Below are 26,396 nucleotides of genomic sequence, written 5' to 3' on the forward strand. Positions count from 1 at the left end.
TCCCGATGTGATCATCACCCGCGACACCGACGCACTTCTGCTCGCCGCCGTGCGCGACAACGCCGAATGGTGCGACGCCGTCTGTCGGGCCCACGGCGTGGAGGGCTCCGTCGGCGCGGACGCCTGGACCAGTGCCCGGCGGACCCCGCCCCTGTACCCCGACGCAGTGTCGCTGAGCCCCACCGCCGCGGCGGCCGCGTTGGTGGACCCGATCGACACCGCCTCGCCGGGGTGTTCGGTGAAGGACAGCTTCGCCTCGCTGGACCTGGCCCCGGCCGGGTTCGAGGTGCTGTTCGAGGCCCAGTGGATCCACCGCCCGGCCGGGCCGGCCCCGGCGGCGGCCTCCCGCCTGGAGTGGTCCGAGGTGACGGGGGCCGAGGAGCTGGAGGCCTGGGAGGCCGCCTGGGACGGGACGGAGTCCGGCGGGATCTTCCGCCCGACCCTCCTGGGCGAGGACCGGGCGTTCCTGGCGGGCCGCGCCGGGGGCCGGATCGTCGCGGGCGCCGTCGTCTGCTTCGGCGCCGAAGTGGCGGGCGTCTCCAACCTGTTCGCCCGGGACCCGGCCGACACGGACGCCACCTGGGCCGGGGTCCTTGACGCCGTCGCCGCGCGCCGGCCCGGCCTGCCGGTCGTCGGGTACGAGCACGGCGAGGACCTCGACGCCGCCGTCCGCGCCGGCTTCGCCCCCCTCGGACCCCTCCGCGTCTGGCTGCACACCGGTGGGGAAGCGAACTGAGCCGCACCGTTCCTGCGCCACGTGGCCCTGTTCGAGGCCGAACTCGGCCGGCCCTCGGGCATCGGCCCGATGCGGGACGACGAGTGCCCTGTCGACCCGGTCGCCTTTCGGGCCTTCGCGCAGGCGCTGGTGACCCGGCACCTGGCGACGCGGCACGGCGTCCTGACCGCCCCGTCGGAAGGGTTCGTCGCCGCGGTGCTGGTCCTGGCGGAGCGGGCCGCCCTCGAACTCGCCGCCCCGGCGCCCGCCGAGGAGGCGTCCGCCGCCGAACTGCGCGCGAAGGTGCGTGCGCCGGACCGCGCCATGACGCGCTGAGTCGGAGCCCCGGGCGGGGCACCCGTGCTCGGCCTACGCCTTCTTGCGGCGGCGGACCGCGTACGCCCCGCACAGGGCGCCCAGGACCGCCGCGATCAGCAGGGCGACCCACAGGGGCATCGTCACCTCGGGGATCAGCAGGCGGATCTTCGTGGAGCGGCGGTTCTCGAAGATGAAGACCAGGGTGAGGACCGCGAGCGCGATCATGCCCGCGCGCGCCGGGGTGATCGGGCCGCGGCCCTTCGAGCCGTCCTTGCGCGTGTGGGTGCTCATGCCCCCATGATCGGACCGTCCGGTTCCGGGCGATCAGATCTGAAGGTCCGTTCGGGGGACGTCGGGCCGCTCGAAGTCGAATACCTGTGCGTACAGGGACAGCTCCGCCTCCAGCGCCCGCACCATGCTCTCCGCGCGCCGGAAGCCGTGGCCCTCGCCCTCGAAGGTGAGGTAGGCGTGCGGTACGGAGCGTCCGCGCAGGGCGGCGAGCAGCCGTTCGGCCTGCGCCGGTGGGCAGATCGGGTCGTCCAGGCCCTGGAGCAGTACGAAGGGAGCGGTGATCCGGTCGGCGCGGGCCACCGGCGAGCGCTCCCGGGACAGCACGGCGAGGGTCTCGGGCGGGCCGGCGAGCCCGTCGAGGTAGCGGGACTCCAGGTCGTGGGTCTCGTCGGCGAAGCCCGCCAGGTCCAGGACCGGGTAGATGATCGCGGCGCAGGCGTACAGGTCGGTGGCGGCCAGCGAGGCCGCCGCCGTCCAGCCGCCCGCGCTGCCGCCCCGGACGGCGAGCCGATCCGGGTCGGCGGTGCCCTCGGCGGCCAGGGCGCGGGCCACGGCGGCGCAGTCCTCGACGTCGACCACGCCCCACTGTTCGCGCAGCCGATCGCGGTAGGCCCGGCCGTAGCCGGTGGAGCCGCCGTAGTTGACCTCGACGACGCCGATTCCGCGCGAGGTGAAGTAGGCGATGTGCAGGTCGAGCACGGGCGGCACGTGGTCGGTGGGCCCGCCGTGCGCCCACAACACGTACGGGGGCAGCTCGCCGACGGGGGTCCGCCGGCCGGGGTGGTGCGGCGGGTAGACGTGGGCGTGGATCTCCCGGCCGCCGGTGCCGTAGAAGGTCCGGGTCTGCGGTTCGGGGTAGTACGCGGGGTCGACCGGGTCCGCGGCCCGGGCGCCGACCACGCGGGCGTGGCCCGTGGCGGTGTCCAGTTCGACGACCTCGTAGGCGCTGCGGGGGCTGGCGGCGACCCCGTAGATCCGGGTGCCGATGACGGCCAGGGTCGGCTGCCAGGCCGTCCAGGGTCCGGCGGCATCGACGAGGTGTCCGCTCTCGGGGTCCAGGACGCCCAGCACCGCGGCGCCCCGGCCGTGCAGGACGGCGAGGAGCCCGGGGCCGGGTCCTTCGGGCAGCGGGGCGATCCAGGCGAGGCCCGGCTTCCACAGCGCGCCGCCGAACTCCTCCTCGCGCGGGCACAGCGCGACGGGCTCCCCGCCCCCGGGGTCCACCCGGTACGGGTTCCACCAGCCGCTGCGGTCGCTCACCGCGAGGAGGCTCCCGTCGGCCCCCCAGGCCACCTGGGCCACGGCCTCCTCGGGTCCGCCGAGCACCGTCCGGGGGGTGGCCAGACCTCCGTCGGGGGTCACCTCGGCCAGCTCCAGCTCGGTGCCGTCCCAGGGCATCCGGGGGTGGTCCCACACCAGCCAGGCGGCGTGCCGTCCGTCGGGCGAGAGCTTCGGGCCGGTGCGGAAGCGGTGTCGGTCGTCCGTCAACTCCCTTACAGCGGAGCGGTCTTCGGCGGCCGACCCGTCGAGCGGCACGGCCGCCGCGACCCGTCGCACGTCGGCGGGGCCGGGGCCGGTGAACTCCTCCAGCACGCACCAGACCTCGCCGCCCCGCAGGACGGGGTCGGCCCAGCGCAGCCCGCCGCCGACGGCCGAGAGGGGGGTCAGGGGGCGGGGCTCCGGGGCTCCGGGCGCGTCGGGTTCGTACGCGTAGAGCCGCTGGTCGGGGTGGTGGACGAAGACCACCAGCGGTCCGCGTCCGGGCTGTTCGCCGCCCGCCCAGGGCAGGCCCCCGTACTCGGTGAGGCGGCTGCGCACGTTCCAGGGCGCCGGGAGCACGGAGCGGGCGGCGCGGCCGTCGGCGGGTCGGCGCACCAGGGTCCGGCGGCCGCCCTCCCCGGGTCGGGGCTCGGTCCACCAGACCTCCGCGCCGACGGCGCCCAGGTACTCGGGGCGCCCGTCGTGGGCGGCGGCCAGGGCGGCGTCGATGGGCGAGGGCCAGCTGCCGTAGGGGCCGTCGGGGGCGGCGGCCATCAGCGGGGGCCCATCACAGGGTCCGCAGGGCGCGGTCGAGGACGCTCACGCCGAAGTGCAGGGCCTCGACTGGGACCCGCTCGTCCACGCCGTGGAAGAGGGACCAGTAGTCGAAGCCGGGCGGCAGCTTGAGCGGGGAGTAGCCGTAGCCGGTGATGCCGAGGCGGGAGAACTGCTTGGCGTCGGTGCCGCCCGCCATGCAGAAGGGGACCACGCGGGCGTCGGGGTCGAAGTGCCGGACGGCCTCGCACAGCACCTCGTACGTCCGCCCCTCGACCGGCGACTGGAGGGCGATCTCGTGGTGGTGGAACTCCCACCGCACGTCGGGGCCGGTGAGTTCGTCCAGGATGGCCTTGAACTCCTCCTCGCCGCCCGGCACGATCCGCCCGTCCACGAAGCCGATGGCCTGGCCGGGAACCACGTTGACCTTGTAACCGGCGCTGAGCATCGTCGGGTTGGTACTGCTGCGGATGACCGCCCGCACGAGTGCGGCGGCCGGGCCGAGCTTGTCGAGGAGGCCGTCCAGGTCGAATCCGCGGGCGCGCGGGTCGACCGACAGGCCCTGGAGGGCTGCGAGTTCGGTGATGCAGGCGACAACGGTGTCGGTGAGGTGGACCGGCCACTCGTACGCGCCGATCCTGGTGACGGCGGCGGCGAGCCGGCTGACGGCGTTGGCCCGGTTGGGCTTCGATCCGTGCCCGGTGGTGCCCTGCGCGGTCAACTTCACCCAAGCCGTGCCGCGTTCACCGGCGGCGATGGGGTAGAACGACCGGCCTCGGCCGGGGTGCACGGTGAAGGCACCCGATTCGCCGATCCCCTCCGTGCACCCCTCGAAGAGGTGCGGGTGGTGGTCGGCGAGGAAGCCCGACCCGTCGATCGCGCTGTCCTCCTCGTCGGCGGTGAAGGCGACCACGATGTCGCGGCGGGGTTTGATCCCGGCGCGTGCCCAGGACCGTACGACGGCCAGGACCATCGCGTTCGTGTTCTTCATGTCGACGGCCCCGCGGCCCCAGACCACACCGTCGCGGACCTCCCCGGAGAAGGGGTGCACGCTCCAGTCGGCGGCCTCGGCGGGGACCACGTCCAGGTGGCCGTGGACCAGGAGGGCGTCGGCCGTGGGGTCGCTGCCCTCGATCCGGGCGACCACGTTGGCGCGGCCCCCGGTGCGCTCCAGCAGCACCGGTTCCAGCCCGGCGCCGGCGAGGCGTTCGGCGACGTACTCGGCGGCCGGGCGTTCGTGGCAGTCGCCGCCGCCCCGGTTGCTCGTGTCGATGCGGATCAGCCCCGAGGTGAACTCGACGACCTCCTCGAAGGCGCGCGCGTCCGGCCCCGCGGGAGCGGCCCCCTGTTTCTGCATGTCATCCATACTGCTCCTCCACGGCCGCCGAGACGACCGTCGTGACCGCCTTGAAGGTCCTGATCCCCTCGTACATGGTTCCGCTCGTGTAGCCGACCTTGCGCTCGCCGCGGCGTTCGACCCCGGGGACCACGGTCGCGGCCAGCGAGAGGTGTTCGGCGTCGAACTCCACCTCCACCGCGAACGGGCCGCCGCGCACCGGCTCGTAGCGGACGGCCAGGGGGGCGGCCTCGGCGGCGGCGGCGCGGATGTCGGCGGCGGTGCGGGTGGGCGTGCGGCAGATCGCCGCGTAGCGCGAGACGTGGTCCTTGACGGCGACGGTGCGCGCGTCCGGGGCGTAGGCGGCGGCGTCGACGCAGGTCAGGTCGTCGCCGGTGACGAGGATGACGGGGACCCCGTACTCGGCGACCACATGGGCGTTGAGCAGGCCCTCGCTGGCGCGCAGGCCGTTGAGCCAGACCCCGGTGATGGAGTTGGCGAGGTAGGTGTGGGCGAGGACCCCCTCGGCGCCGGCTCCCGTGTGGTAGCCGACGAAGGCGACGCCGTCGACGTCGCCGTATTGGACGCCCTCGACCATCGAGAGGGACTTGTGGCGGCCGGTGAGCATCTCGACGCGGGCGTCCAGCTCCTCCAGGAGGAGGTTGCGCATGGTCCAGTGGGCTTCGTTGACGACCACCTGGGTGGCGCCGGCGTCGTAGAAGCCGAGGGCGGCCGCGTTCACGTCGGAGGTGAACAGGGCCCGGCAGCGTTCCCACTCGGGGGTGCCGGGCAGTACGTCCCGGGGCCAGGTGACGCCCGTGGCGCCTTCCATGTCTGCGGAGACGAGGATCTTCATCGGGCCCCCGGTGGGTCGGGACGCGGTGCGCGGACCGCCCACCCTAGCCCCGCGGACCCGCCCCGCCACCGGGGCGCGCCCGGCGTGGCGGGGGCGACCTCCGCCGGCGGCCCGGCGGGAGCGCGGGCGGGGCGCGGCCCGGGAAGTGCACCCGAACCGGTGAGCCGCCCGCGGGCCTCCGCGCCGGGCAACGGCCTTGGTCAGGCCTCGACTTCGCGCGCCAGGTTCGTGAGCAGGGTGTCGTAGATGCGGCCGAGTCCCTTGGGCGCGAAGGTGCGCTCGAAGAAGCCGCCGATGCCGCCGGCGCCGTTCCACACGGTGCTGACGACGACCTTGGCCTTGCCCTCGCCGGCGGGGGTGACCGTCCAGGTGGTGACCATGGAGGAGTTGCGGTCCTTCTCCACGAGCTGACCGTCCGTGGGCTCGGTGACCTCCAGCAGGCAGTCCCGTACGCGCTTGCTGGTGGCCTGGAGCTTCCAGTGCACCAGGGTGCCCCCGCCGTCGCCGCCCTCGCGCACCTCGTACTCGCTGAAGTGCTCGGGGAGCAGCTTGGGGCGCGTGCCGGTGTAGTCGGCGAGCGCGTCGAACACGGTCTCCGCGTCGGCCCCGATGATGCGCTCCGTGGTGGCCTCGACCTGCGCCATACCTGTTCCTCCAGCGGTTGTGACAGCTCGTCGCGGCAAGACAACCACCTCCGGCCCGGGCGCCCAAATCCGGGTCGGCCCGCGCGGGGGGCGGGGCCCGGTCCGCACGATCATGGGAACATGTGTTCTATTCTCGGGGACGATCCACCGAGGGAGGCACACCATGCGCTGGGACAACCTGACCGAGGGCGCCGGGACCGCCGACGCCGCGATCGGCTCGAACGGCTCGACGGCCGCCGACGCCGCGAACCGGGCGGACCCCGCGGGTCCGGCGGACGCGGCGGCCGCCCCCGTCCGCCCCGCCGCGCTGTTCGGGGCGGACTCCGTCACCACCCGGACCTTCGACACCCCCGAGTTCCGCGGGATCACCTTCCACGAGGTCCGGGCCCGCTCGATCCTCAACCGGGTGCCGGGCGCCTCCCGCATGCCGTTCGAATGGACGGTCAACCCGTACAGGGGGTGCAGCCACGCCTGCGTCTACTGCTTCGCCCGCAACACCCACAGCTACCTCGACCTGGACACCGGACTCGGCTTCGACTCCCAGATCGTGGTCAAGGTCAACGCCCCCGAACTGCTGCGCCGCGGGCTGGCGGCCTCCCGGTGGACCGGGGCGCATGTGGCCATGGGCACGAACGTCGACTGCTACCAGCGCGCGGAAGGGCGCTACCGCCTCATGCCCGGGATCATCGAGGCGCTGCGGGACCGCGCCAACCCCTTCTCCATCCTGACCAAGGGCACGCTGATCCTGCGCGACCTCCCCCTGTTGCGTCAGGCCGCGGAGGTCACCGAGGTCGGGGTGTCGGTGTCCGTCGGCTTCACCGACACCGCGCTGTGGCGGACCGTGGAGCCCGGCACCCCCTCCCCCGCCGCCCGGCTGGGCGCCGTGCGGACGCTGACCGACGCCGGGATCGAGTGCGGGGTCCTGATGGCCCCGGTGATCCCCTTCCTCGGGGACTCCCCGGAACGGTTGCGGGCCACCGTCCGCGCCGTCGCCGAGTCCGGCGCCACCTCCGTGACACCCCTGGTACTCCATCTGCGGCCCGGCGCCCGCGAGTGGTTCACCGCCTGGCTGACCGCGCACCACCCGCACCTGGTCCCGCGGTACGAGCGGATGTACGCGGGCGGCTCGTACGCGCCGACCTGGTACCAGCGGCAGATCACCCGCCAAGTCCACGAACTGGCGGCCGAATTCGGCATCGGGCCGGCCGGACGCGGGGCGGCCCGCCGGATCGTGCTGCCGGAACGGCCGTCCGAGCCGGCGCCCGCCGGGCCCACCCAGTTGACGCTGCTGTGACCGCCGGCGCGGGCCCGGGGCCCGCCGCACACCGCTGAACGCTCATCACATCGGGCCAATGCGGGGCTCAATCCCGTCTTCCCCCCTCGGTTTCCGGGACGATTCGCCCCAGAACCCTCGGCTGGGAGGCCTGATGCTGCACCCCGTGACCCGTCCCCTGAAGAAGCGCGCCACCGTCCTGTTGGCCCTGTCCACCGCGGTCGCCGCCCTCGCGGGCCCCGTCGCCGCCGCGCCCGCGCGCGGACCGGCCGGCCCGGCCCCGGCTCCCGCGCCGGCCGCCGCCCCGGCCTCCGCCTCCGCCCTGCGCTGGACCGGCTGCGCGACCCCGCGCTACCCGACCCTCCAGTGCGCCTCCCTGCAGGTCCCCCTCGATCACGCGGCCCCCGCCGGACGGCAGATCTCGCTGGCCCTGACCCGGGTCCCGCACACCGCGTCCGCCTCCCGCGGGCCACTGCTGGTCAACCCCGGCGGGCCGGGCGGCAGCGGCCGGGGCCTGGCCGGTTTCATCGCCTCCGCCCTGCCGAAGGACCTCGCCTCCGCGTACGACGTGATCGGCTTCGACCCCCGGGGCGTGGGCAAGAGCGAGCCCGCGCTCGACTGCACCGGAGACCACTTCAAGCCCGTGCGCCCGGACTCCGTCCCCCTGGACGGCGCCACCGAGCGGGCCAACCTGGAGCGGGTGCGCGCCTTCGCCGAGAACTGCGGCAAGCGCCACGCGGACGTGCTCCCGTACATCGGCACCGTCTCCGCCGCCCGCGACCTGGAGGTGCTGCGCACGGCGCTGGGCGCGCAGAAGCTGAGCTACTTCGGCTACTCCTACGGGACCTACCTGGGCGCGGTCTACGCCCGCCTCCACCCCGACCGGGTCGACCGCCTCGTCCTGGACTCCGTGGTGGACCCGGCCGGGGTCTGGTACGAGGACAACCTCGCCCAGGACCGCGCCTTCGACGCCCGCCACAAGGCCTTCCTCGCCTGGGTCGCCCGCTACGACGCCACCTACCACCTCGGCGGCGACCCGGCCCGCGTCGAGGCCCTCTGGTACCGGATGCGGGACGCGCTGCGCACGGCCCCGGCCGGCGGGAAGGTGGGTCCGGCCGAGCTGGAGGACACCTACATGCCGGGCGGCTACTACAACGGCTACTGGCCGGCCCTGGCCGAGGCCTTCGCGGCGTACTCCCGCGAGAAGGACCCCAAGCCGCTGGTGTCGGCGTACGAACGGTTCGGCGCCGTGGAGCCCTCGGCGGGCAACGGCTACAGCGTGTACTCGGCGGTGCAGTGCCGCGACTCTGCCTGGCCCCGGGACTGGAACCAGTGGCGGGCCGACATGTGGCGCACGCACGCCAAGGCGCCGTTCATGACCTGGAACAACGCCTGGTACAACGCCCCGTGCGCGTTCTGGCCGCAACAGCCCCTGGAAGCGGTCGACGTGACCAACTCCGACCTCCCGCAGGCGCTGCTGTTCCAGGCGACGGAGGACGCGGCGACCCCGTACGAGGGCGCGGTCAGCATGCGCGGGAAGCTGGCCGGCTCGGCGCTGGTGGTGGAGGAGGGCGGCGGCAACCACGGCATCGCCCTCAGCGGCAACAAGTGCCTGGACGAGAAGCTGTTCGGCTACCTGCGGACGGGCCGGGCCGAGGACGCCACCTGCCCCGCGCAGGCCGCGCCGAAGCCCTCCACCGCCACCCGGGCCGTTCCGCCCTCGGCGGGCGGGGCCGCCCTGCACGGCCTGCTGGGCTTCCGGGGCTGACGCGGGGCGCGGGCGCCGGACGGGACCACGCCCGAGACCTCACGCACTCCGGCGCCCCGTCCCCCTCGCCTCGGACGCCCGCGCCGCCTCCTACGCCTGCGCGGCCGGGAGGCGGGTCAGGGCGCGGGTCGCCGCCACCGCCAGGCGCGGGTGTGACCGGGCGCGTTCCAGGACCTCGCGGGCCCGGGGGTCGGCGAGGGCTCCCAGGCCCTCGGCGCAGGCCAGCGCCACCCGCCAGTACGGGTCGTGCGGTCCGAGCAGCCGCCCCAGGGTGGCGATCAGGGCGGGCGCCGATTCGGGGGCCCGCAGGGCGGCCAGCAGTCGGACCGGGTGCAGCGCGTAGGCGGTGCGCAGGGTGTTGGTGGCCAGGGCCGCCGCCGCGCGGGCGGTGCGGGGGTCCCCGAGGACGGCGAGGGCCTGCGCCGCGGCCTCGCAGCGGGCGGGGTCGCGGTGGTTGAGGAGCAGCACGAGGGCTTCGAAGGCCCGCCGGTCCCCGCCCAGCCCCAGCCGGTAGGCGGCGAGTTCGCGGGCCCACAGTGGTTGCCCGGCCGAGGTCAGGGCGTCGGCCAGGGTGTCGGGGCCGGCCGTGCGCAGGGTCTCGTAGAAGGGCGATCCGTCGGACTCGGCCCGCAGGCGTTCCAGCACGTCGTTCACCCGCCCACCCTAGGGACATCCGCGGTCCGCCGGGTGGTGTACCCCACATCTCCCCCGCTCTGGCCAAGGAGTTACCGAGCGGTTAGTCTCCTCTCCAACACGTACGGGACCGGCCTGGTGACGCAGCCGCCCCGTGTCGTTCGGTTCGGTACCCAGGTACCGCGGCAGCTCCGCGCTGCCTCTCCCACGGCGTGATCCCGGGACAGGGTCCGCCGCTTCGCACCCCTCATGGCATCCCGTGCGGCCCACTTCGCCGCACCGCGTGCCGCTCCAGGCCCGTGAGCCGTGCACCGCGCGCCGTGCCCTCAGTCGTCACCCTCTTCCACTGGAGTCCCGCGATGGACCTTCCGTCCACGTCCGGTCAGTCCACCCCGCCGTCCCCCTCCTCCCTGCGCACCGTCGCCGTGGTCGGCCTCGGCACGATGGGCACCGGCATCGCCGAGGTCCTCGCCCGGGCCGGCCGCGAGGTCATCGGCATCGACGTCAGCGAAGCCGCCACCCGTCGGGCCACCGCCTCCCTCGCCGCCTCCACGGCCCGTTCCGTGGCCAAGGGGCGGCTCACCGAGGAGGAGCGCGAGGCGGTCCTGTCCCGGCTGCGCACCTTCACCGAGCCCACCGCCGCCGCCGACGCCGACCTCGTCATCGAGGTGGTGCCGGAGGACTACGACCTCAAGCACCTCCTCTTCGACGAGTTGGACGCGATCGTCCGCCCGGACACGATCCTGGCGACCGGCACGAACGCCCTGTCGGTGACCCGGCTCGCCGCCGAGTCCCTGCACCCCGAGCGGGTGCTGGGCCTGCACTTCTTCAACCCGGCGCCGGCGATGAAGCTCGTGGAGATCGTCTCCTGCGTGCTGACCGCGCCACCCGCCGTGCGGGCGGTCACCGAGCTGGCCCGCGAGCTGGGCAAGGAGCCCGTCGCGGTGGGCGACCGGCCGGGCTTCGTCGCGGACGGCCTCCTCTTCGGCTACCTCAACCAGGCCGCCGCTATGTACGAGGCCAAGTACGCCTCCCGCGAGGACATCGACGCGGCGATGCGGCTGGGCTGCGGGCTGCCGATGGGGCCCCTCGCCCTGCTCGACCTGATCGGCGTGGACACCGCCCGCACCGTGCTGGAGGCCATGTACGCCTCCTCCGGCGACCGGCTGCACGCCCCGGCCCCGATCCTCGGGCAGCTCTCCGAGGCCGGCCTGACGGGGCAGAAGGCCGGGCGCGGTTTCTACACGTACGAGGCTCCGAACAGCGCGGTGACCGTCCGGGACCTGCAGACCCCGCTGGACGGCTCCCTGCTCGGCTCGGGCCGGCCGGTGTCCTCGGTCGGCGTGGCCGGTTCGGGGACGATGGCGAGCGGCATCGCGCAGGTCTTCGCGCAGGCCGGTTACGACGTGGTCCTCGCGGCCCGCAGCCAGGAGAAGGCCGAGGCCGCGAAGGCCGCGATCGGGAAGTCCCTGGGCCGTGCGGTGTCCAAGGGCCGCCTGACCGAGGAGGCCGCCGCGGCGACCCTGGGCCGGATCACCCCGGCGGGCTCACTGGAGGCCTTCGCCGAGGTGGACCTGGCCGTCGAGGCCGTCGCCGAGGACCTGGCGGTCAAGCAGGAGCTGTTCGCGAGCCTGGACAAGGTGTGCCGGCCGGGCGCGGTGCTGGCCACCACCACCTCCTCGCTCCCGGTGATCGCGGTCGCCCGCGCCACCTCGCGCCCGCAGGACGTGATCGGGATGCACTTCTTCAACCCGGCGCCGGCCATGAAGCTGGTCGAGGTGGTCCGGACCGTCCTGACCTCCGACGAGGTGCACGCCACGGTCCGCGAGGTCTGCGCGAAGGTGCGCAAGCACCCGGTGGACTGCGGGGACCGGGCGGGCTTCATCGTGAACGCGCTGCTCTTCCCGTACTTGAACAACGCCGTGAAGATGGTCGAGCAGCACTATGCGGGCATCGACGAGATCGACGCCGCGATGAAGCTGGGCGGCGGCTATCCGATGGGCCCCTTCGAGCTGCTCGACGTGGTCGGCCTCGACGTCTCGCTCGCGATCGAGAAGGTGCTGCACCAGGAGTTCCGCGACCCGGGCCTCGCCCCGTCGCCGCTGCTGGAACACCTGGTCGCGGCGGGTTGCCTGGGCCGGAAGACCGGCCGCGGATTCCGTGAGTACGCCCGGCGGTAAGGGGACTCCCCCCGATCCGACGGCCCCCGAGCAGGATGCGTGGGGAGGGTTGCTCGGGTCCGTCGGACCCTCACGGCGGACACACCCTCCCGAGCCCAGTGCGGGCCCTCCCCCGCATCCGTCCCCGTCCCACCCCCCGCGGACGCCCTCTCCTGCGGGAATGAAGTACTTTCGCTCTATGTCCACGCCCGCCAAGACCTCGCCCCGCGCCTCCGCCGCCTCCGACGCCCCGGAGAGCACGGCCGGGACCAAAGCGGCGGCCCAGCGGCTCAAGATGCGCCGCGAGCTCGCCGCCGCGGCCATGGAGCTGTTCGCCACCAAGGGGTACGAGGCCACGACCGTCGACGAGATCGCGGCGACGGCCGGGGTGGCGCGTCGGACCTTCTTCCGCCACTTCCGTTCCAAGGAAGAGGCGATCTTCCCCGACCACGACGACACCCTGACCCGCGCCGAGGCGGTCCTGGACGTGGCGCCGGCGCACGAGCACCCGCTCGACACGGTGTGCCGGGGGATCAAGGAAGTCATGAAGATGTACGCCGCCTCCCCGGCGGTGTCGGTGGAGCGCTACCGGCTCACCCGTGAGGTGCCGGCGCTGCGGGAGCGGGAGATCGCCTCGGTGGCCCGCTACGAGCGGCTCTTCACCCGCTACCTCCTGGCCCACTTCGACGAGCAGGACCACCACGACGGCAACGACGATCCGTTGCTGGCCGAGGTGGCCGCCTCGGCGGTGGTGACCGCCCACAACCACGTGCTGCGGCGCTGGCTGCGGGCGGGCGGGCAGGGGGACGTGGAGGCGCAGCTCGACCACGCCTTCTCCATCGTCCGCAAGACCTTCGGCTCCGGGATCGGCGCCGGCCGGACGGCCGGCGCGGTCGCCCCGGCGGCGGTCCCCCGGGCCGCGGTCCGTACCGAGGGCGAGGTGCTGGTCGCGGTGGCCCGTACCGACGCTCCACTGGACGAGGTCATGCGGACCATCGAAGAGGCGCTCAGAGCGAAGCGCTGACCGTTCGGCCCGACCGTTCGGAAAGACAGCAGCAGTCGCGCGGACCACAGTGGCCGCTCCCGTTCCGGGGGCGGCCACTTTCGTTTGTCCGAGTTGCCCCTACTCGCGGGTAACTCTGATCGATCATCGCTCATCCGTGCAGGTCAATCGGCAAATGAGAGAAAGTTTTGGCACGCGGTGCCTTGCTGAGTGACACGGGGTGCCATACGTTGAATCTCGTCCGGATGTCCCCGCGGCCACCGCCCACCCGGCGGAAACCGCGCCCCGGACGCCTGCGTCACCAGGCACCCGCACGCCCCACCACGGGCGTCGCCGCACCACAGCTCCGCCGGACCGACGGCACACACCACACACACCACAGCCGCTTCGACGCACCCCCGCACACCTCAGCGCACCCTCATCAGCGCTCAGCCGGAGGCACTACCGTGAAGGACATCCTGGACGCGATTCAGTCGCAGTCCGCCACCGCCGCAGACTTCGCGGCCCTGCCGCTCCCCGACTCGTACCGCGCGATCACCGTGCACAAGGACGAGGCGGAGATGTTCGCGGGGCTCACCACCCGTGAGAAGGACCCCCGCAAGTCCCTTCACCTGGACCAGGTCCCGGTGCCGGAACTCGGCCCGGGCGAGGCCCTGGTGGCCGTCATGGCCTCCTCGGTCAACTACAACTCGGTGTGGACCTCGATCTTCGAGCCGGTGTCCACCTTCAGCTTCCTGGAGCGCTACGGGCGCCTGTCGGAGCTCACCAAGCGCCACGACCTCCCCTACCACGTCATCGGCTCCGACCTCGCGGGCGTCGTCCTGCGCACCGGCCCCGGCGTCAACGCGTGGAAGCCGGGCGACGAGGTCGTCGCGCACTGCCTCTCGGTCGAGCTGGAGTCCTCGGACGGCCACAACGACACGATGCTCGACCCCGAGCAGCGGATCTGGGGCTTCGAGACCAACTTCGGCGGTCTCGCCGAGATCGCGCTGGTCAAGTCCAACCAGCTGATGCCCAAGCCCGACCACCTCAGCTGGGAGGAGGCCGCCTCCCCCGGCCTGGTCAACTCCACCGCGTACCGCCAGCTGGTCTCCCGCAACGGCGCCGGCATGAAGCAGGGCGACAACGTCCTGATCTGGGGCGCCAGCGGCGGACTCGGCTCCTACGCCACCCAGTTCGCGCTGGCCGGCGGCGCCAACCCGATCTGTGTGGTCTCCAGCCCCGAGAAGGCGGACATCTGCCGCGCCATGGGCGCGAACGCGGTCATCGACCGCAACGCCGAGGGGTACAAGTTCTGGAAGGACGAGCACACCCAGGACCCGAAGGAGTGGAAGCGCCTCGGCAAGCGCATCCGCGAGCTGACCGGCGGCGAGGACGTGGACATCGTCTTCGAACACCCCGGTCGCGAGACCTTCGGCGCCTCGGTCTACGTCACCCGCAAGGGCGGCACGATCGTCACCTGCGCCTCGACCTCGGGCTACAACCACGAGTACGACAACCGCTACCTGTGGATGTCCCTGAAGAAGATCGTCGGCTCGCACTTCGCGAACTACCGCGAGGCCTGGGAGGCCAACCGGCTGATCGCCAAGGGCAAGATCCACCCCACCCTGTCGAGGGTCTACTCCCTGGAGGAGACCGGCCAGGCCGCCTACGACGTCCACCGCAACCTCCACCAGGGCAAGGTCGGCGTCCTCGCGCTCGCCCCCGAGGAGGGCCTGGGCGTGCGCGACCACGAGCTGCGCGCCACGCACCTCGACGCCATCAACCGCTTCCGCAACGTCTGAGACGCCTCAAAGGCCAAAGGGACAGCCTGAGATGACAGAGCGCCAGAAGGACCGTCCGTGGCTCATGCGGACGTACGCCGGCCACTCCACGGCCGAGGCGTCCAACGAGCTGTACCGCCGCAACCTCGCCAAGGGCCAGACCGGCCTGTCGGTCGCGTTCGACCTGCCCACGCAGACCGGGTACGACCCCGACCACGTCCTCGCCCGCGGCGAGGTCGGTCGGGTCGGCGTCCCCGTCTCCCACCTGGGCGACATGCGGCGGCTGTTCCAGGACATCCCCCTGGAGCAGATGAACACCTCGATGACGATCAACGCCACCGCCATGTGGCTGCTGGCGCTCTACCAGGTGGCCGCCGAGGAGCAGGGGGCGGACGTCTCCCTGCTCCAGGGCACCACCCAGAACGACATCGTCAAGGAGTACCTCTCGCGCGGGACGCACGTCTTCCCGCCCGGGCCCTCGCTCCGACTGACGACCGACATGATCGCGTACACGGTCAACCACATGCCCAAGTGGAACCCGATCAACATCTGCAGCTACCACCTCCAGGAGGCCGGGGCCACCCCGGTCCAGGAGATCTCGTACGCGATGTCCACCGCGATCGCCGTGCTCGACTCGGTGCGCGACTCGGGCCAGGTGCCCGAGGAGCGCTTCGGCGAGGTGGTCGCCCGCATCTCCTTCTTCGTGAACGCCGGCGTCCGCTTCATCGAGGAGATGTGCAAGATGCGCGCCTTCGGCCGCATCTGGGACAAGGTCACCCGGGAGCGCTACGGCATCGAGAACGACAAGCAGCGCCGCTTCCGCTACGGCGTCCAGGTCAACTCCCTGGGCCTGACCGAGGCGCAGCCGGAGAACAACGTCCAGCGGATCGTCCTGGAGATGCTGGCGGTCACCCTCTCCAAGGACGCCCGGGCCCGCGCGGTGCAGCTGCCCGCCTGGAACGAGGCCCTGGGCCTGCCCCGACCCTGGGACCAGCAGTGGTCGCTGCGCATCCAGCAGGTCCTGGCGCACGAGAGCGACCTGCTGGAGTACGAGGACATCTTCGAGGGCTCGCACGTGATCGAGGCCAAGGTCGACTCCCTGGTCACCGAGTGCCTGGCCGAGATCGACCGGATCCAGGAGATGGGCGGCGCGATGGCCGCCGTCGAGTCCGGGTACCTGAAGGGCGAGCTGGTCTCCTCGCACGCCGAGCGGCGGGCCCGGATCGAGGCCGGCGAGGACAAGATCGTCGGCGTGAACTGCTTCCGGCAGACCGAGGAGAACCCGCTCACCGCCGACCTGGACGGGGCGATCATGACGGTCGACGCGGCCGTCGAGGCGCTGACCGTGGAGCGCATCACCCGCTGGCGGGCCGAGCGGCAGGAGTCCTCGGACCGGCAGGGCGGCGGCGACCCGTTCGTCTTCCCGACGGTCGGTCAGGCCCTGGACCGGCTGAAGGAGGCCGCGGCCGGGACCGAGAACATGATGGAGGCCACCCTGGAGTGCGCCCGGGCCGGCGTCAGCACCGGCGAGTGGTCGAGCGCCCTGCGCGAGGTCTTCGGCGAGTTCCGCGCCCCGACCGGGGTCTCCTCGGCCCCGGTGGCGGTCACCGCGGAGGAGGGCACGCCCATGGCCCTGGTCCGCGAGAAGGTCTCCCGCACGGCGGACGAGCTGGGCTCGGGCCGGCTGCGCCTGCTGGTGGGCAAGCCCGGTCTGGACGGGCACTCCAACGGCGCCGAGCAGATAGCCGTGCGGGCCCGCGACGCCGGCTTCGAGGTGGTCTACCAGGGCATCCGACTGACGCCCGAGGAGATCTCCACGGCGGCGCTGGCCGAGGACGTGCACTGCGTGGGACTGTCCATCCTGTCGGGCTCGCACAGCGCGCTCGTCCCGGACGTCCTGGAACGCCTGCGCACCGCCGGAGCGGGTGACATCCCCGTCATCGTGGGAGGCATCATTCCGAACGCCGACGCCGTCACCCTGATGGCCGCCGGCGTGGCCGCCGTCTTCACTCCCAAGGACTTCGGCATCACGGAGATCATCGGCCGTATCGTCGACGAGATCCGCAAGGCCAACAAGCTCGCCCCCCTCGACGTAGACAACGCATTCGTCGCAAGCACGGAGGTTTCCGCATGACCACGCCCCCTTCCCCGGTGAACCGGCTGCGCCCGCGCCGTTCCTGCCTCGCGGTGCCGGGATCGAACCCGCGGTTCCTGGAGAAGGCGCAGGGCCTGCCGGCCGACCAGGTCTTCCTCGACCTGGAGGACGCCTGCGCCCCGCTCGCCAAGGAGGGCGCCCGCCACACCATCGTGGAGGCGCTGAACCAGGGCGACTGGACCGGCAAGACCCGCGTGGTGCGCGTCAACGACTGGACCACGCACTGGACCTACCGCGATGTCATCACGGTCGTCGAGGGCGCCGGCCAGAACCTCGACTGCATCATGCTGCCGAAGGTCCAGGACGCCCAGCAGGTCGTGGCGCTCGACCTCCTCCTGACCCAGATCGAGAAGACCATGGGCTTCGAGGTCGGCAAGATCGGCATCGAGGCGCAGATCGAGAACGCCAAGGGCCTGGTCAATGTCGACGAGATCGCCGGCGCCTCACCCCGCCTGGAGACCATCATCTTCGGGCCGGCCGACTTCATGGCCTCGATCAACATGAAGTCCCTGGTCGTGGGCATGCAGCCGCCCGGCTACGGCGCGGACGCCTACCACTACATCCTGATGCGGATCCTGATGGCGGCCCGCATGCACGACCTCCAGGCGATCGACGGCCCCTTCCTCCAGATCAAGAACGTCGACGGCTACCGCGAGGTCGCCGGGCGCGCCGCCGCCCTGGGCTTCGACGGCAAGTGGGTGCTGCACCCCGGCCAGGTGGACGCCGCGAACGAGGTCTTCTCCCCCTCGCAGGAGGACTACGACCACGCCGAGCTGATCCTCGACGCCTATGACTGGTGCACCTCCGAGGCCGGCGGCAAGAAGGGCTCGGCGATGCTCGGCGACGAGATGATCGACGAGGCCAGCCGCAAGATGGCCCTGGTCATCGCGGGCAAGGGCCGGGCGGCCGGCATGCGGCGCACCACCAAGTTCGAGCACCCCTCGACCGAGAAGACGGCGGAGGCCTGAGCACCATGCAGTTCGGACGCACCTACGAGGAGTTCGAGGTCGGCGCGGTCTACAAGCACTGGCCCGGAAAGACCGTCACCGAGTACGACGACCACCTCTTCTGTCTGCTGACCATGAACCACCACCCGCTGCACATGGACAGCAACTACGCCGAGAACAGCACGGACTTCGGCAGGAACGTGGTCGTCGGCAACTACGTCTACTCGCTGCTGCTCGGCATGTCCGTGCCGGACGTCTCGGGCAAGGCCATCGCCAACCTGGAGATCGAGTCGCTGCGGCACGTGGCGCCGACCTTCCACGGCGACACGCTCTACGGCGAGACCGAGGTCCTCGACAAGACCCCGTCCAGGTCGAAGGACGACCGCGGGATCGTCCACGTCGAGACCAAGGGCTACAAGCAGGACGGCACCCTCGTCTGCGTCTTCCGGCGCAAGGTGATGGTCCCGACCGAGACGTACATCAAGGAGCGCGGCGGCGAGCAGCCCGGCCGGCCCCAGCTGAAGGAACAGGGGAAGTAGCCATGGCCCGACTCGCCCAGACCGCCGGCCTCACGGACGACCAGCGGGAGATCCTCAAGACCGTCAGGCAGTTCGTCGACAAGGAGATCATCCCGGTCGCGACCGAGCTGGAGCACCGCGACGAGTACCCGCAGCAGATCGTCGACGGCCTCAAGGAACTCGGCCTGTTCGGCCTGATGATCCCGGAGGAGTACGGCGGTCTGGGTGAGTCGTTGCTCACCTACGCGCTGTGCGTCGAGGAGATAGCGCGGGGTTGGATGTCCGTCTCGGGCATCATCAACACCCACTTCATCGTGGCGTACATGCTCAAGCAACACGGCACGCAGGAGCAGAAGGACCACTTCCTGCCGCGGATGGCGCTGGGCGAGGTGCGCGGCGCGTTCTCGATGTCGGAGCCGGGTCTGGGGTCCGATGTGTCGGCCATCACCTCCAAGGCGGTGAAGGACGGGGACGAGTACGTCCTGAACGGCCAGAAGATGTGGCTGACGAACGGCGGGACCTCCACGCTGGTCGCCGTCCTGGTCCGAAGTGACGAAGGACACCCCGAGGGCACGGCCCCCCACAAGTCGATGACCACCTTCCTCGTGGAGAAGGAGCCGGGCTTCGGCGAGGTCCGTCCGGGTCTGACGATCCCGGGCAAGATCGACAAGATGGGTTACAAGGGCGTCGACACCACCGAACTGATCATGGACGGACTACGCATTCCGGCCAATCGGGTGCTCGGCGGGCAGACCGGCCGAGGGTTTTACCAAATGATGGACGGGGTCGAGGTCGGCCGGGTGAACGTGGCCGCCCGCGGTTGTGGCGTCGCACAACGAGCCTTCGAGCTGGGTGTCGGGTATGCCCAGCAACGTCACACTTTCGGCAAGCCCATCGCCCAGCACCAGGCCATTCAGTTCAAGCTGGCCGAGATGGCTACCAAGGTCGAAGCCGCCCATGCGATGATGGTCAATGCAGCACGCAAAAAGGACTCTGGGGAACGAAACGACCTCGAAGCGGGGATGGCGAAGTACCTCGCGTCCGAGTACTGCAAGGAGGTCGTCGAAGATGCCTTCCGCATCCACGGCGGCTACGGCTTCTCGAAGGAGTACGAGATCGAGCGCCTCTACCGGGAGGCTCCGATGCTGTTGATCGGTGAAGGAACCGCCGAGATCCAGAAAATGATCATCGGGCGACGCCTGCTGGAGGAGTACCGCCTCCAGGGCTGAAAGTCTGATTTGGGGTGAAACATCCGAAGCTTCTCCGCGGAAGAGTCACTACCAGTCACGGGCCGACGGCCATCGACTCGGCTTCTGGCTTGCCCAGTTGTTGCGCGCAACCGATAGCATTCCAGTAAAGCCGCCGTCCCGTCCCCCCGTTTACGGCGCGGCAATCACCCGCTACGAAGGTCATCCATGCCCCACAGCCAAACCTCTGCACCTCGCGTCGGCTTCCTCAACGGACGTCTCGCACGCGGAGCATCGCCGTGGCTCCTGCCGACCGTCGCCACCGCGGCCATCACCCTCACCCGGGCGCGCAAGTCCGGGCGCTGGGCCGCGGCGGCCGTGCCCGCCACCGCTCTCGCGGCGGGCATGCTGTGGTTCTTCCGCGACCCCGAGCGCGAGATCGCCCAGGGCCGCGTCATCTCCCCGGCCGACGGTGTGGTGCAGAGCATCATGCCGTGGAAGGACGGGCGCACCCGCGTCGCGATCTTCATGAGCCCCCTGAACGTCCACGTCAACCGCGCGCCCCTGGCGGGCACGGTGACGTCCGTGGAGCACATCCCCGGCGGGTTCGTCCCGGCGTTCAACAAGGAGAGCGAGAACAACGAGCGCGTTGTCTGGCACTTCGACACCGAGCTCGGCGACATCGAGATGGTGCAGATCGCCGGCGCCGTCGCCCGTCGCATCGTCCCGTACCTGCCGGCCGGCACCAAGGTGGAGCAGGGCGAACGCATCGGACTGATCCGCTTCGGCTCCCGCGTCGACATCTACCTCCCCGAGGGCGTCGAGGTCGCGGTCGAGGTCGGTCAGGCCACCACCGCGGGGGTGACCCGAATTGACCGTGACTGACCCAGAGACCCCTGCCACCGGCTGGGTGCCCGAGTCCGCCGAGGAGGAGTCCGCCGAGGACGACATGCCGCTCTCGCTGCGGCTGTCGATAGCGGACACCCTCACGCTCGGCAACGCGACCTGCGGATTCATGGCGGTGTACTTCACCACCACCGGGATCCTCATTCCGCACCTCACCGGCAGCGGCGAGTCGGGCATGGCCCGACACAGCGCGGCGACCGCGGTGATACTGATGCTCCTCGCGGCGGTCTTCGACCTCTTCGACGGCATCGTCGCCCGCAAGCTGCGCAGCTCGCCGATGGGCGCCGAGCTGGACAACCTGTCCGACCTGATCAGCTTCGGCCTGGCGCCGGCGTACTTCGTGCTCGTCTACGGCATGGTCGCCGACGACGCGCACCAGAAGATGTCGGCACTCGCCGCGATCGTGGTGCTGCTCGCCGTGGTGCTCAGGCTGGCGAGATTCAGCTGCGTGACCATGAAGGACGGCATGTTCCAGGGCATGCCGAGCCCCTTCGGCGCCCTGACGGTCGTCTCCATCGTCCTGCTGGAGCTGCCGTTCATCCCGACCCTGCTGGCGATCGTCGGCGTGGCCTGGCTGATGGTGAGCCGGGTCGAGTACCCCAAGCCGCGGGGCGTCCTCGCGGTGGCGATGCTCAGCTGGATCGTGGGCGCGATGGGGCTGCTGGCGGCCTGGGCCTTCGAGGCGCCCGGTGGTCAGCTGCTGCTCCAGACGGGCTGTGCGCTCCAGATCGCCCTGGCGGCGACCATCCCGCTGTTCGCGACGACCCGTCGCGCGAACACGTTCCGCCACAACCGCCGTGAGGCGCGCGCGGCGCAGCTGCCGTAGCACCACCCGCTCGACGTACGCACGAGAGCCCCGGACGCCCAGGCGTCCGGGGCTCTCGCCGTTCCGCGCGGGCGGCGCACGCGCGCGTAGGGTTGAAGGGTTGATGTCGGAAAACCGCCAGCCCTGGGGGTCCCGGGCCGGAATGCTGGGAGTCATGTACACCGATACCGATCGCTGTGTGCGGGCCGTGCGGTCGAAGGACGCCCGCTTCGACGGATGGTTCTTCACCGCAGTGCGGACCACCGGGATCTACTGCCGTCCCAGTTGCCCGGCCGTCCCCCCGAAGGTCGAGAACATGACCTTCCTGCCCAGTGCCGCCGCCTGCCAGCAGGCCGGGTACCGGGCCTGCAAGCGGTGTCGGCCCGACACGAGCCCGGGTTCCCCCGAGTGGAACGCGCGGGCCGACTCCGTGGCCCGGGCCATGCGGCTGATCCGGGACGGGGTCGTCGACCGCGAGGGCGTGCCCGGGCTGGCCGCCCGGCTCGGGTACTCCTCCCGCCAGGTGGAGCGGCAACTCAACGCCGAGCTGGGCGCCGGGCCGCTGGCCCTGGCCCGGGCCCAGCGGGCGCAGACCGCGCGGCTGCTCATCGAGACCTCCGAGCTGCCCATGGCCGACGTCGCCTTCGCCGCGGGCTTCTCCTCGATCCGGACCTTCAACGACACCGTCCGCGAGGTCTTCGCCCTCTCCCCCAGCGAGCTGCGGACCCGGGCCGAGCGGACCGCCGGACGGCAGGCCGGGCCGCCCCGGATCCCGGGGACGATAAGCCTGCGGCTGCCCTACCGCTCCCCGCTGAACCCCGACAACCTCTTCGGGCACCTGGCCGCGACCGCCGTCCCCGGGGTCGAGGAGTGGCGCGACGGGGCCTACCGCCGCACCCTGCGCCTGCCCTACGGCACCGGCGTCGTGGCCCTGACCCCCGGCCCCGAGCACATCGGCTGCCGGCTGGCCCTGACCGACCTGCGGGACCTGACCATCGCCATCAGCCGCTGCCGCTGGATGCTCGACCTGGACGCCGACCCCGAGGCCGTGGACGAGCAGCTGCGCACCGATCCGCTGCTGGCCCCGCTCGTGGACAAGGCCCCCGGGCGCCGGGTCCCGCGTACGGTCGACGCGGCGGAGTTCGCCGTACGGGCCGTGCTGGGGAAGCAGGTGTCCACGGCCTCCGCGCGCACGCACGCGGCGCGGCTGGTGACCGCCTACGGGGAGCCGGTGGAGGACCCGCACGGCGGGCTGACCCACCTGTTCCCGAGCCCGCAGGCGCTGGCCGGGCTGGACCCCGAGGCGCTGTCGATGCCGCGCACCCGCCGCACCACGCTGACCACCCTGGTCGGGGCGCTGGCGGACGGTTCGCTGCCGCTGGGGATCGACAGCGACTGGGAGGCCGCCCGGGCGCGGCTGAACGCGCTGCCCGGCTTCGGGCCGTGGACCACCGAGGTCATCGCGATGCGGGCGCTGGGCGACCCCGACGCCTTCCTGCCGTCCGACCTGGGGGTGCGGCGGGCCGCCCGGGGGCTCGGCCTGCCGGGGACCCCCGCCGCCCTGACCGCACGCGCGGCCGGCTGGCGGCCGTGGCGGGCGTACGCCGTGCAGTACCTGTGGGCCACCGAGGACCACGCCGTCAACCACCTCCCCGTCTGAGGAGCACCGCACCATGAGCACGCCCCACGCCCACACGCCCCACGCCGACACGCGCGGCGACAAGCAGTACACCGTCGTCGACAGCCCGCTCGGGCCGCTCACGATGGTCTCCACCGGTGGGGTGCTCAGCGCCCTGTACATGACGGACCACCGCCACCGGCCGGCGGAGGAGACCTTCGGCGAGCGGGTCGCGGAGAGCGAGGAGCCCTTCCCCGAGGTGGTCCGGCAGTTGACGGCGTACTTCGCCGGGGAGCTGCGGGAGTTCACGGTCCCGGTGCGGCTGGAGGGCACGCCGTTCCAGCGGGACGTGTGGGACCGGCTCGTACGGATCCCGTACGGCGAGACCTGGTCGTACGGGCGGCTCGCGGCGGAACTCGGCAATCCGAAGGCCTCGCGCGCGGTGGGCCTGGCCAACGGCAAGAACCCGGTCAGCATCATCGTCCCGTGCCACCGCGTGATCGGGGCCTCGGGCGCGATGACGGGCTACGGCGGCGGGCTGGACCGCAAGGTGCGGCTGCTGGAGCTGGAGGGCAGGTAGCCGCGGGGCCGGCGGACCCGGGCCCGGACGCCGGGCCCGGGTGGAGCTCCCGGGTCAGATCACGGAGAGCGGGACCAGCAGGGCGAAGCCGGCGCCGGCCTCCACCGCGTACGCGTAGAGCGAGGGGTGTTGGACGGGGGCGGCGAGCAGGACGACGCTCTGCTGGGCGGCGGCCGCCGCGACCCAGTCACCGTCGGCGCCGAGGCGCCCCTGGTACCAGCCCTCGCAGGCGCCGGGGCCGGTGACGGCGAGGAGGTCGTCCTCGCGGCGGTAGAAGGCCTGCCAGCCCTCGGCGGGCACCGACCAGCCCTCGAAGTCCTCGAAGGGGGACCAGCCGCCCTCGCGGATCGCGGTGTCGAAGAGCCAGATCGGCATGCCTTCGGCGGTGACCTCGCCTCCGGTCTGGTCGTCGGTGGTGAAGTGGACCATGGGGAGCGCGTCAGAGCCGTCGGCCGTGCTGGGCCAGGCGTACATCGTGATCATCTGTGAATTCTGTCCTGCTCGAAGTAGGCACCGAATAACCCCTGGGACGATCGCCGCGCGGACCGCGCGGCCGCCGGCCGTCGCACTCTCAGGCCCGTTCAGGCCTGCGGCCGTCCTCCAGTTCCACGGCGCCCTCGCCCGACTCCAGGGCGCGGTAGGCCTCTTGGGTGCGCCGGCCGAGCGAACCGAGGAGGTGGGTGGTGAGTTCGGCCGGCTCGACGAGCTTCCAGGAGAGCAGTTCCTCCTCCTGGAGCCTGATGGAGGCCAGCTGATCGGCGTCGAGCACACCGCCGTCGTAGAGGTAGGCGGCCAGCGGCGGTCGGCCCGCGCCGAGGCTCCAGTCGACGGCGAGCAGCCGGCCGAGCGGGAGGTCGAGGCCGATCTCCTCGGCGCTCTCGCGGCGGGCCGCGGTGCGCGGCGACTCGCCCAGGTCGGACTCGATGGTGCCGCCCGGGAGGGCCCAGCCCTCACGGTAGTTGGGCTCGACCAGCAGGACGCGGCCCTTCGCGTCGCGGAAGAGGGCCGCGGCGCCGGCCAGCACCCGGGGCAGGCTCGCGATGTAGGCGGCGTAGTCGTCGGTGGTGGTCACGGCGCAACCCTAACCGGCCGCCCCGGGCGGGGCGGCGGCCGGGCCCGCGCTCGCCGCCCGGGGACCGGGGCGGCCCGGCGGGCGCGGGGGTCACGCGTCCGGGTGGCCGCCGTCCTCGCGGTCGCGGCCCTTGCCCTCGGCCACGCGGCGCAGCCGCTGGTGGCGGGCCGGGCCCTGCTCGGTGATGGCGTCGCCGACCATCGCCTTGACCGCGTCGCGCATGCCGTGGAGGGGGTGGTGGCGGGCGGGTCCGGCACCGGGGTCGACGCGCAGTTCCTTCACCAGGGCCCAGCACAGCACCAGCATGACGACGACGAAGGGCAGGGCGACCAGGATGGTCGCGGTCTGCAGGGACTTCAGCCCGCCGGCGACGAGGAGGACGGCCGCCACGGCGGCCATCAGCACGCCCCAGGTGACGACGAGCCAGGTCGGCGGGTTCAGGGAGCCGCGGCTGGTGAGCGAGCCCATGACCAGGGAGGCGGAGTCGGCGCTGGTGACGAAGTAGGTCATGACCAGGGCCATGGCCACCCAGGAGGTGACGGTGCCGAGCGGGAGAGCGTCGAGCATCGCGAAGAGGGAGGCCTCGGCCCCGTCCTTGACCGTGACGGTGAGGTCGGCGGCGCCGGTGGAGTCGAGCCGGATGGCGGTGCCGCCCATGACGCAGAACCAGACGACGGTGGCCCCGCTGGGCACCAGCAGTACGCCGACGAGGAACTCGCGGATGGTCCGGCCGCGCGAGATGCGGGCGATGAAGGTGCCGACGAAGGGGGCCCAGGAGAGCCACCAGGCCCAGTAGAAGATGGTCCACGCGCCGAGCCAGGTGCTGTCGGTGAACGCGCCGGTACGGGTGGCCATGGGCAGGAGTTCGTCGAGGTAGCTGCCGACGCTCGCGGGGATCACGTCGAGGATGTAGACGGTCGGGCCGAGCAGGAACACGAAGGCCATCAGGGCGGCGGCGAGCACGATGTTGATCGTGCTGAGCCATTTGACGCCCTTGTGCAGGCCGGAGAAGGCCGAGAGCACGAAGGCGCCGGAGAGCGAGGCGATGATGATCAGCTGTACCGCGGTGGAGATCCGCACCCCCGTGGTGATGCTGAGCCCCTCGGCGACCTGGAGGGCGCCGAGGCCGAGACTGGTGGCGGTGCCGAAGACGGTGGCGAAGACGGCGAGCAGGTCGATGGTCTTGCCCTGCCGGCCCTCGGCGCGCTCGGCGCCCATCAGCGGGACGAAGGCGGAGCTGAGCCGGTTGCCGCGGCCCTTGCGGAAGGTGGCGTAGGCGAGGGCGAGGCCGACGATGCCGTAGATCGCCCAGGGCGTCAGCGTCCAGTGGAAGAAGGAGTAGTCGAGGGCGGCTCGGGCCGCGTCGCCGGTGCCGGGGGCGGCTCCGCTGGCGGGCGGCGGATGCAGGTAGTGGGTGAGGGGCTCCCCCACTCCGTAGAACATCAGGCCGATGCCCATGCCCGCGCTGAACATCATCGCGATCCAGGCGAGGTTGGTGAACTCGGGCTCGGAGTCGTCGGCGCCGAGCCGGATCCGGCCGAAGCGGCTCATCGCGAGGACCACGCACATGACGAGGAACACGTCGGCGGCGATCACGAACAGCCAGGCGAAGTTGGCGAGCACCCAGGCCAGCGCGGTGGACGAGGCGCTGTCGAAGGAGTTCTTGCCCAGGGCCGCCCAGGCCACGACGGCCAGGACCGCGATCACGCCGATCACGACGACCTGGCGGTCGGGGGTCCCTTCCACGTGGCCGCCGGGCCCCCCACCTGGGACATCCGGACGTGGCTGTTCCAGTGAATCCGTGCTCATGCGGCC

Annotated in this window: 24 protein-coding genes; 15 read left to right on the forward strand and 9 right to left on the reverse strand. The window is 72.2% G+C overall.

Going from position 1 to position 26,396, the window contains the following annotated elements; all coding sequences use genetic code 11:
• The first annotated feature begins 7 nt into the window (after nt 1-7).
• Nucleotides 8-736 carry a hypothetical protein gene (locus ACIOD1_RS14895; protein WP_401902524.1) on the forward strand — a complete coding sequence of 243 codons (729 nt, stop codon included), beginning with the start codon at nt 8-10 and terminating at the stop codon, nt 734-736.
• A gap of 21 nt (nt 737-757) precedes the next feature.
• Nucleotides 758-1,051 (forward strand): DUF6086 family protein, encoded by a 294-nt coding sequence (locus ACIOD1_RS14900; RefSeq protein ID WP_365619018.1) that lies wholly within the window; start codon nt 758-760, stop codon nt 1,049-1,051.
• A gap of 33 nt (nt 1,052-1,084) precedes the next feature.
• Here ACIOD1_RS14900 and ACIOD1_RS14905 read toward each other — a convergent pair whose 3' ends face one another.
• The 5 genes from ACIOD1_RS14905 to ACIOD1_RS14925 all read right to left on the reverse strand — a co-directional run bounded on the left by ACIOD1_RS14905 (nt 1,085) and on the right by ACIOD1_RS14925 (nt 6,194).
• On the reverse strand, nt 1,085-1,324 hold the full coding sequence (locus ACIOD1_RS14905) for a LapA family protein (protein WP_365619020.1): 240 nt from the start codon (nt 1,322-1,324) through the stop codon (nt 1,085-1,087).
• Nucleotides 1,325-1,357: 33 nt separating this feature from the next.
• Nucleotides 1,358-3,358, reverse strand: a complete 2,001-nt coding sequence (locus ACIOD1_RS14910) for a prolyl oligopeptidase family serine peptidase (protein WP_365619023.1) — start codon at nt 3,356-3,358, stop codon at nt 1,358-1,360.
• 13 nt (nt 3,359-3,371) lie between these two features.
• Complete coding sequence (locus tag ACIOD1_RS14915) at nt 3,372-4,715, reverse strand: M20/M25/M40 family metallo-hydrolase (RefSeq protein WP_401902527.1); 1,344 nt, start codon at nt 4,713-4,715, stop codon at nt 3,372-3,374.
• A gap of 1 nt (nt 4,716) precedes the next feature.
• On the reverse strand, nt 4,717-5,550 hold the full coding sequence (locus ACIOD1_RS14920; RefSeq protein WP_401902529.1) for a M55 family metallopeptidase: 834 nt from the start codon (nt 5,548-5,550) through the stop codon (nt 4,717-4,719).
• Between the two features lie 200 nt (nt 5,551-5,750).
• Nucleotides 5,751-6,194, reverse strand: a complete 444-nt coding sequence (locus ACIOD1_RS14925; RefSeq protein ID WP_365619032.1) for an SRPBCC family protein — start codon at nt 6,192-6,194, stop codon at nt 5,751-5,753.
• A gap of 163 nt (nt 6,195-6,357) precedes the next feature.
• Between ACIOD1_RS14925 and ACIOD1_RS14930 the strand changes: the two genes are divergently transcribed.
• Nucleotides 6,358-7,488 carry an Rv2578c family radical SAM protein gene (locus ACIOD1_RS14930; RefSeq protein WP_365619035.1) on the forward strand — a complete coding sequence of 377 codons (1,131 nt, stop codon included), beginning with the start codon at nt 6,358-6,360 and terminating at the stop codon, nt 7,486-7,488.
• A gap of 133 nt (nt 7,489-7,621) precedes the next feature.
• Nucleotides 7,622-9,235 carry an alpha/beta hydrolase gene (locus ACIOD1_RS14935; RefSeq protein ID WP_365619038.1) on the forward strand — a complete coding sequence of 538 codons (1,614 nt, stop codon included), beginning with the start codon at nt 7,622-7,624 and terminating at the stop codon, nt 9,233-9,235.
• A gap of 90 nt (nt 9,236-9,325) precedes the next feature.
• Here ACIOD1_RS14935 and ACIOD1_RS14940 read toward each other — a convergent pair whose 3' ends face one another.
• Complete coding sequence (locus ACIOD1_RS14940) at nt 9,326-9,889, reverse strand: HEAT repeat domain-containing protein (protein WP_401902531.1); 564 nt, start codon at nt 9,887-9,889, stop codon at nt 9,326-9,328.
• 338 nt (nt 9,890-10,227) lie between these two features.
• Here ACIOD1_RS14940 and ACIOD1_RS14945 point away from each other — a divergent pair, with 338 nt between their 5' ends.
• From ACIOD1_RS14945 to ACIOD1_RS14995, 11 genes are all read left to right on the forward strand, one after another.
• Nucleotides 10,228-12,048: a 3-hydroxybutyryl-CoA dehydrogenase gene (locus ACIOD1_RS14945; protein ID WP_365619391.1), complete on the forward strand. Its 1,821-nt coding sequence runs from the start codon at nt 10,228-10,230 to the stop codon at nt 12,046-12,048.
• 178 nt (nt 12,049-12,226) lie between these two features.
• Nucleotides 12,227-13,051, forward strand: a complete 825-nt coding sequence (locus ACIOD1_RS14950; RefSeq protein WP_365619044.1) for a TetR family transcriptional regulator — start codon at nt 12,227-12,229, stop codon at nt 13,049-13,051.
• Nucleotides 13,052-13,476: 425 nt separating this feature from the next.
• The gene (gene ccrA, locus ACIOD1_RS14955) at nt 13,477-14,814 is read left to right on the forward strand and encodes a crotonyl-CoA carboxylase/reductase (protein ID WP_365619047.1); all 1,338 of its coding nucleotides are present in this window, start codon (nt 13,477-13,479) and stop codon (nt 14,812-14,814) included.
• 31 nt (nt 14,815-14,845) lie between these two features.
• Complete coding sequence (locus ACIOD1_RS14960; protein WP_401902534.1) at nt 14,846-16,927, forward strand: protein meaA; 2,082 nt, start codon at nt 14,846-14,848, stop codon at nt 16,925-16,927.
• A complete protein-coding gene (locus ACIOD1_RS14965; protein WP_365619052.1) occupies nt 16,924-17,916 on the forward strand; it encodes a CoA ester lyase in 993 nt (330 codons plus the stop codon). Before ACIOD1_RS14960 ends, ACIOD1_RS14965 begins: the two co-directional genes overlap by 4 nt.
• Before the next feature lie 5 nt (nt 17,917-17,921).
• The gene (locus ACIOD1_RS14970) at nt 17,922-18,434 is read left to right on the forward strand and encodes a MaoC family dehydratase (RefSeq protein ID WP_365619055.1); all 513 of its coding nucleotides are present in this window, start codon (nt 17,922-17,924) and stop codon (nt 18,432-18,434) included.
• Nucleotides 18,435-18,436: 2 nt separating this feature from the next.
• A complete protein-coding gene (locus tag ACIOD1_RS14975; RefSeq protein ID WP_365619058.1) occupies nt 18,437-19,642 on the forward strand; it encodes an acyl-CoA dehydrogenase family protein in 1,206 nt (401 codons plus the stop codon).
• 186 nt (nt 19,643-19,828) lie between these two features.
• The gene (locus ACIOD1_RS14980; RefSeq protein WP_365619061.1) at nt 19,829-20,485 is read left to right on the forward strand and encodes a phosphatidylserine decarboxylase; all 657 of its coding nucleotides are present in this window, start codon (nt 19,829-19,831) and stop codon (nt 20,483-20,485) included.
• Entirely contained in the window at nt 20,472-21,332 is an 861-nt protein-coding gene (pssA, locus tag ACIOD1_RS14985; protein ID WP_401902538.1) for a CDP-diacylglycerol--serine O-phosphatidyltransferase, read from the forward strand. Before ACIOD1_RS14980 ends, pssA begins: the two co-directional genes overlap by 14 nt.
• Before the next feature lie 154 nt (nt 21,333-21,486).
• Nucleotides 21,487-22,971, forward strand: a complete 1,485-nt coding sequence (locus ACIOD1_RS14990; protein ID WP_401902540.1) for an AlkA N-terminal domain-containing protein — start codon at nt 21,487-21,489, stop codon at nt 22,969-22,971.
• Nucleotides 22,972-22,984: 13 nt separating this feature from the next.
• A complete protein-coding gene (locus ACIOD1_RS14995) occupies nt 22,985-23,509 on the forward strand; it encodes a methylated-DNA--[protein]-cysteine S-methyltransferase (protein ID WP_365619067.1) in 525 nt (174 codons plus the stop codon).
• Nucleotides 23,510-23,563: 54 nt separating this feature from the next.
• Here ACIOD1_RS14995 and ACIOD1_RS15000 read toward each other — a convergent pair whose 3' ends face one another.
• The 3 genes from ACIOD1_RS15000 to ACIOD1_RS15010 all read right to left on the reverse strand — a co-directional run bounded on the left by ACIOD1_RS15000 (nt 23,564) and on the right by ACIOD1_RS15010 (nt 26,390).
• Nucleotides 23,564-23,992, reverse strand: coding sequence for a hypothetical protein (locus ACIOD1_RS15000; protein WP_365619070.1), 429 nt, complete (start codon nt 23,990-23,992; stop codon nt 23,564-23,566).
• An 88-nt stretch (nt 23,993-24,080) separates the two neighbouring features.
• Nucleotides 24,081-24,581: an NUDIX hydrolase gene (locus ACIOD1_RS15005; RefSeq protein WP_365619073.1), complete on the reverse strand. Its 501-nt coding sequence runs from the start codon at nt 24,579-24,581 to the stop codon at nt 24,081-24,083.
• 90 nt (nt 24,582-24,671) lie between these two features.
• Nucleotides 24,672-26,390 (reverse strand): BCCT family transporter, encoded by a 1,719-nt coding sequence (locus ACIOD1_RS15010; RefSeq protein WP_401902543.1) that lies wholly within the window; start codon nt 26,388-26,390, stop codon nt 24,672-24,674.
• Between the last annotated feature and the right edge of the window lie 6 nt (nt 26,391-26,396).

Origin of the sequence: Streptomyces sp. NPDC088097, assembly GCF_044741845.1 — a bacterium.
Taxonomy (GTDB): Bacteria; Actinomycetota; Actinomycetes; order Streptomycetales; family Streptomycetaceae; genus Streptomyces.